This window comes from Frankia sp. Mgl5, from assembly GCF_023242985.1.
In the GTDB taxonomy this organism is placed as follows: Bacteria; Actinomycetota; Actinomycetes; order Frankiales; family Frankiaceae; genus Parafrankia; species Parafrankia soli.
Genome location: NZ_JALKFY010000620.1, coordinates 23149 through 29148, shown reverse-complemented (window position 1 = coordinate 29148; position 6000 = coordinate 23149). Strand labels below are relative to the sequence as shown.

At 65.0% G+C, this 6000-nt stretch carries 7 protein-coding genes; 2 read left to right on the top strand and 5 right to left on the bottom strand.

The genetic code is table 11. From position 1 onward, the window contains the following. Window positions 1-106: 106 nt before the first annotated feature. Both MXD62_RS17075 and MXD62_RS17070 read right to left on the bottom strand, forming a co-directional pair. Window positions 107-1636, bottom strand: a complete 1530-nt coding sequence (locus MXD62_RS17075; RefSeq protein ID WP_248830299.1) for a class I SAM-dependent DNA methyltransferase — start codon at window positions 1634-1636, stop codon at window positions 107-109. Window positions 1637-1899: 263 nt separating this feature from the next. Further along, entirely contained in the window at window positions 1900-2190 is a 291-nt protein-coding gene (locus tag MXD62_RS17070) for a hypothetical protein (protein WP_248830297.1), read from the bottom strand. A gap of 114 nt (window positions 2191-2304) precedes the next feature. On the opposite strand from MXD62_RS17070, the gene MXD62_RS17065 reads away from it, so the two are divergent. Together MXD62_RS17065 and MXD62_RS17060 are read left to right on the top strand one after the other, a co-directional pair. Then, the gene (locus MXD62_RS17065) at window positions 2305-2793 is read left to right on the top strand and encodes a winged helix-turn-helix domain-containing protein (RefSeq protein ID WP_248830295.1); all 489 of its coding nucleotides are present in this window, start codon (window positions 2305-2307) and stop codon (window positions 2791-2793) included. Beyond that, entirely contained in the window at window positions 2757-3380 is a 624-nt protein-coding gene (locus tag MXD62_RS17060; RefSeq protein ID WP_248830294.1) for a transposase, read from the top strand. The genes MXD62_RS17065 and MXD62_RS17060 overlap by 37 nt, the downstream gene beginning before the upstream one ends. Here the strand turns inward: MXD62_RS17060 and MXD62_RS17055 are convergent. From MXD62_RS17055 to MXD62_RS17045, 3 genes are all read right to left on the bottom strand, one after another. Further along, complete coding sequence (locus tag MXD62_RS17055; protein ID WP_248830291.1) at window positions 3325-3582, bottom strand: DUF3846 domain-containing protein; 258 nt, start codon at window positions 3580-3582, stop codon at window positions 3325-3327. The genes MXD62_RS17060 and MXD62_RS17055 overlap by 56 nt on opposite strands. Before the next feature lie 225 nt (window positions 3583-3807). Continuing rightward, window positions 3808-4140 carry a hypothetical protein gene (locus MXD62_RS17050; protein ID WP_248830289.1) on the bottom strand — a complete coding sequence of 111 codons (333 nt, stop codon included), beginning with the start codon at window positions 4138-4140 and terminating at the stop codon, window positions 3808-3810. Window positions 4141-4233: 93 nt separating this feature from the next. Then, window positions 4234-5292, bottom strand: coding sequence for a site-specific DNA-methyltransferase (locus MXD62_RS17045; RefSeq protein WP_248830287.1), 1059 nt, complete (start codon window positions 5290-5292; stop codon window positions 4234-4236). Window positions 5293-6000: the final 708 nt, after the last annotated feature.

Sequence of the window (6000 nt, the reverse complement as noted above, 5' to 3'; positions counted from 1 at the left end):
ACTATGGGGAACTGGCCAGCGGAAAGATAGTCCGACTGCTGAATCCTAGGACTTCCTGATGATACATCCGAAACGACTGTCTGAAACGGCACAAAGTCCCGAGTGCTCAATTCAGTAGCCCCTTCAGCTCTGAGATTCCCTGCTGGATATCCGACTCGATCATTTCCAGCTCATCGAGAATATCTTGGGGCGCTTTGTGATCCTCTTCCTCGTATACGACTTCTTTATAGCGCCCGAGGCTTAGATCGTATTCCTGTGCAACGATCTCATCCTTTGGCACGCAGAAGCTTTGCTCTGTCCGAGCCCTCTTCCGCTCACCGCCAATACGGCGTCCCCACCGCATCAACACATCCGGGAGGTTGTTCTTGTCGTGATCTGCTTCGTCGAGTGGTATCGACGGAACGGGTCCAAGCTTCATCTCCGGAAGCAGGGGCGCACGCTTATCGTCTAGGCTCCACCCGTCGGCCGTGAGCTCATAAAACCAGACGTCATCCGTGCCGCCGCTATCGGTACGGGTAAAAAATAGGATAGCGGTTGAGACACCGGTATATGGCTTGAAAACTCCACCAGGAAGCTTTACTACTGCATCAAGCTTGTGCCCCTCAATCAGTAGGCGTCTCAGGTCCTTGTGCGCCTTGCTGGAGCCAAACAACACCCCATCTGGCACGATGACCGCTGCCCGCCCTCCCGGCTTTAGCAAGCGCAGAAACAGAGCGAGAAACAACAGCTCGGTTTTTCTTGTCTTGACAACGGAAAGTAGCTCCTTGGCCGTGGTCTCGTAATCCAGGCTGCCCGCGAAGGGTGGGTTGGCCAAAATCAGGGAGTACCGATCAGCCTCAGGGGAAGCGCTCTGCGCCAGCGATTCGCGGTAGCGAATATCCGGCTGCTCAACCTCATGGAGCAGCATGTTCATGCTCCCGATCCGCAGCATCGTCCGATCGAAGTCAAAGCCGTGGAACATGCTCTGGTTGAAGTGCCGGCGCTGCGCGACGTCGAGCAAAGCTTCCTGATGGGTCTGGCTGACGTACGCCGCGCTCTCGACGAGGAAGCCTGCTGTGCCGCAAGCTGGGTCACAGATCTCATCGTTCGGCCCCGGGGCCATCATGGCGACCATCAGCTGAATGATGTGCCGCGGCGTGCGGAACTGGCCATTCTGTCCAGCGGTCGCAATCTTGCTGAGCATGTACTCGTACAGATCGCCCCGAGTGTCACGTTCAGCGACTGACGTAGGGCTGAGGATGTCGTTGAGCATCTCAACGACCTTGGCCAACAGGTTTGCAGTCGGGATGGTGAAGCGGGCGTCCCTCATGTGATGGGAGTAGGTGGAGTCGTCTCCACCGAGCTCGCGCAGCCAGGGGAAGACCCCATCCCGCACGACGGCCAGCATCGTGTCCGGCGCCGCGTTGCTGAAGCGTGACCACCGCAGGTGCTCCGTGTCCGGGGTGTACAGCGGGCCTTCGATCGGCCGACCCGTACGGGCAGCCTTCCGTTCCTTGGCGGTCTGGATGTCCTCGAGCCGCCGGATGAACATCAAATAGGTGATCTGTTCGATCACTTCCAGCGGGTTGGAGATGCCGCCCGACCAGAAGGCGTCCCACACGCGATCGATCTTGCTCTTTAGATCACCAGTAATCACAAACGCATCCTAACGATGTCACTTAACGTAGATGAAGCAAAGCCGCTGGAGTGGTTGAGGTCAGCAGGCCATCATGCATGGCAGGTGAGCATCTGGGTGCAGGGGGGCTACGCGCATGCCACGTTGCTTGATGTGCTAGGCACCCTCAGGTCGGTGCAGAGTTACCCTGCGTGCATTCTCCGATGAAATCCGGGCACTGAGAGTAGACCGGTGCCGCTCGACCTCCGCAAGGAGGGAGCGGCACCGGCCGGGCTGGTGTCGGTCTACCGCATCACTACCACCCGCACCTCCGCGACCTCCGGCTCCCGCCGCGCCAACCGCACCGCCACCACGTACGCCACATGCACGTCGTCGTAGTGACCGCGCTTCGTCAACCACAGCTCGGAGCCGGCGATCTTCTTCTGCACCTGGAAGCTGCTGGCCTCCAGCCACAACCGGGCGTACTGCGCCGGGACCGTGCGGTCCCGGCCCTTGCTGTCCAGTGGCCCGGTCACGAAGGCGTCCCCGACCACGAAGTCGTGGCCCCGGAAGTCGCTGTTGTGTACCGCCGCCAAGGCTATGGCCCGGTGGTTCACCGGCAGCGCTACAGATCTTGAATGGTCGGGGTCTGTCTGATCACATCTGACCTGCCCGGGTGTGGCTGATCGTGGGCGGGCAATGCCGAGGGTATGAGGTATCCGGATGGTGGTGGCTTAGCAGCGGCGGGGCGTGCCCGCCGCGAGGCGGTGCGGGTGCAGGCGGCGGGCTTGTTCGCCGCGGGTGTTGACCCGGTCGAGGTGGCCGGGCGGCTGCGGGTGAGCACGAAGTCGGCCTACCAGTGGAAGCGGCGCTGGCGGGCCGGCGGCGAGACGGCGCTGGCTTCGAAGGGCCCCAGTGGAGCGTCCTGCCGGCTGTCTGACCGTCAGCTCGACCGGCTGCGCGTGGAGCTGGCCCGAGGCCCGGCCGCGCACGGCTGGGCCGACCAACGGTGGACCCTGGCCCGGGTCGCCACGCTGATCGGCCGGTTGTTCCACGTCCGTTACACCCTGCGTGGCACCTCATATCTGCTGCACCGCATGGGATACAGCCCCCAGGTCCCCGCCCGCCGCGCTGCCGAGCGTAACGAGCGCAAGGTCGACACGTGGCGGGCCGAGACCTGGGCGAAGGTACGAGGCTAGCGGCGACGACCGGCGCGTGGATCATCTTCGAAGATGAGGCGGGGCAAAGCCTGCGCCCGCCGAAGGCCCGGACCTGGGCTCCGCGGGGACACACCCCGACGGTGCGGGTGTCCGGGAAGGGCTCGGGGCGGGTGTCGATGGCAGCCCTGGTCTGCTACCGGCCCGGCCAGCGACCCCGGCTGTTCTACCGGGTCCTGACTCACCACGGCCGCAAAGGCGAGCGCCGCAGCTTCTCCGAGGACGACTACGCCACCCTGATCGTCGCCGCGCACCACCAACTCCACGCCCCGATCATCCTGTGCTGGGACAACCTCAACACCCACGTCAGCGCCGCGATGCGGACATTCCTCACCGCGCACACCGACTGGCTGACCGTGGTACGCCTGCCCGCCTACGCCCCCGAACTCAACCCGGTCGAAGGGGTCTGGGCGCACGTCAAACGCGACCTGGGCAACCTCACCCGCGCCACCGTCGATCAACTCACCGTCACGATCAAGACCCTGCTCAAACGCATCCAATACCGGCCCGACCTCATCGGCGGCTTCCTCGGCCAAACCGGCCTGGCCCTCGATCCGGAACCCCCGTAGCCAGACCCTGACCATTCAAGATCTGTAGCAGCTTGCCCTCCTCGTTGATGTACATCGACGCCTCGGGCCTGAAGAGCTCGATGGCCTGGATGGATCCGCCGACGAGTGCCTGGTAGGCCGGCAGGTCCACTGAGCCGATCCGCTCCTGCCGGAGCGGCTGCTCGATGTCTGCCGGGATGACGATGGCCGTGATCTCCGTCATGGAAGATCGACCAACCCTTCGGACCGATGCAGCTGATGCCTGGCGCGGCGGTCCGTTCCGTGCCAGGCAGCCCGGCCCGGCGGAAGGCCGGGTTGCCTGGCACCGATGCACGGCGCGTGAAAGTCGTCGTTGATGTCCCGGCAGGGACGGGCAGCCCCGAAGGACCACCTCGTCCCTGCCGGGTGGGGAGTGGAAGCCGCTCGCGCGGCCAACCGCTGTGGCGGTCTACGCGGTGGGCTCTCCACCCCGGGCACGACGCCCGTTCCTGGCCGGCTCGGAGCCGTCCGCCGGGTCAGGGTTCTCCTGCCCCAGCAGGGCCTGGATGGCGCTGCGCCGGGCGGCAGCTTCGGCTTCCGCCTCAGCCACCGCTGCCGCCGCCCGCTGTGCGAAATCGGGCTGGGAACGCCGGGTCTGGACGTACAACTCGACGGACTGCAGCAACGCCGCGCCCATCGACAGTCCGTCCAGCCCCGACACCAGCTCCAACTGGGCGTGCAGGTCGGGCGGCAGCTTGACCGCGAGGGTCTTGTGCCCTCCGGTCCTGGTGGGTTCGGTCATCCCGAACCACCTCCTCGGTGCGGTGCGGCCGGTCATCCCCAGGGCAGGGAATGACGACATACGGCCGCAGGTCACCGACGAGGTCGCCGAGCGTTAGGGCGAGCGGCCGGAGAGTCGGCCCGAACGTGGCTCCCGTTCGCGCCGGAGCCGATCTTCAGCCAGCGTGGCATAATCTTCGTTCAATTCGATCCCCACCCAGTCCCGCCCATGCCGCTCGGCTGCCACGGCTACCGTTCCCGCGCCCATGAAAGGATCAAGCACGAGCCCGGGTCCGTGGCCCGCATGACAGGAACAACCGGGATACAGATCACCGAGCGCGGCGAGGTGCCCCCGTCTGGTGGCTGACTTCCGACGCCACGCTGTGCCGCACGCGGTGCACACCCGTTCCGGTGTGCTGGCCAGCAAGGGCCGCTCGATCAGTGACACCGGGAAGCTGGCGAAGTGCGAGCCCCGGTAGCCGGCCGTGGCCAGCTGCCAGACGTCGCCAGGATTCTTGCCGAGTGGGTGTCCGGCCATGCCGCTGACCTTCAGGGTGCTGAGTCCAGTGTTGCGCTGCGTGCGCTTGGTCTGGCGGATGGTGGCGACCGCCGACTCTGGTGGGTAGACCCGACCTGCGGCTCGGGCCTGCGCCGCAGCCTGGCTGCTGGCGTGCGGGGCGCGGATGGCGTCCAGATCAAAGAAGTAGCGCCGGCTGCGGGTGAGGAGATAGATCACCTCGTGTGTGGTGCTCAGGCGGTCCACGACACTGGTGGGCATCGGGTTCGTCTTGGCCCAAATGACCTTGTTTCTGATGGTCCAGCCGTCACTCGCGAGCGCCAAGGCCAATCGCTCCGGCCCGAGTAACAGGCTCTTCGTCGGAGCACCCTCCCGGCGGTGCCGGGCGTAGCCGTCTCCCAGGTTCAGCCATACGCTGCCGCCAGGTTTGAGCACCCGGGCGACTAATAGCATGACTGCACGTAGTGCAGTCACCCACCCCTCAACATCGTCTTCAAGTCCAAGTTGGCCGGGTGCGCCATAGTCGCGCAGGCCGTAGTACGGCGGACTGGTGATGACGCAGTCGATCGAGGCGGGTGGCAGCTCGGCCAGGCGCTCGCGGACGTCGCCGATGAGGATGGTGCCAAGCCAGGGCTCCGCCCTGCGTGCACCGGTCATGGGCGACCCCCACGACGACCGTTGGGTTGGTCGCGTAGATCCGGTTCGTCGGGCGTGTCATCACCGTCTGTGTTCTTGACTACTTTGAGTAGCCACCGGAGGTCGTTGAGGAGTCCAAGATTTTCGGAGTAGTGGCGGAGAAGCTCCACGAGCCGGCCCGTCGTGCTCGCTGACTTTGGTCAGCTTCGCGGCGGGCCGCAATGTTTTTCGGGGGGACAACCCCCCGAGCCCCCCGTCCCGCCGGCGTGTAACCGGCTTGGTGGTGGTTGGTGGGGTGGTGTCAGGCGAGCATGTACTCGGCGCTGCGCCTGACCCATGCGATCAACGATTCGCGGCTGCGAGCCTTCTTCGCCCTGCTCGGGCACCGATCTGACGGCCCGCTTGTCCATCTCCCCGGGGCGCGATCGACCAGTCCGTCGACAGCGTAGAAGTCCTCACCCGACCGAGCCGCCGCCGGGACCACGCACCCGTCCCCGGCCTCCGGGGCCTGAACGCTCGCGACGAGGAGAAGTCTGTAAGTAGAGGCAATGGGATCCGTCTCCGGCGACGCCTGGGCCCGGATGGGACGGGCCAGATGTCCACAGGTTTCCGGTGTCCGGCGAGGCATGACCTCAGTCATGCGGACGAGTGCTAAGATGCTGGCGCTATTGCTTCTTTAGGAGGCAAAAGCCGCGATCCGATATTCCAATATTGGAGGGCCATGACGAG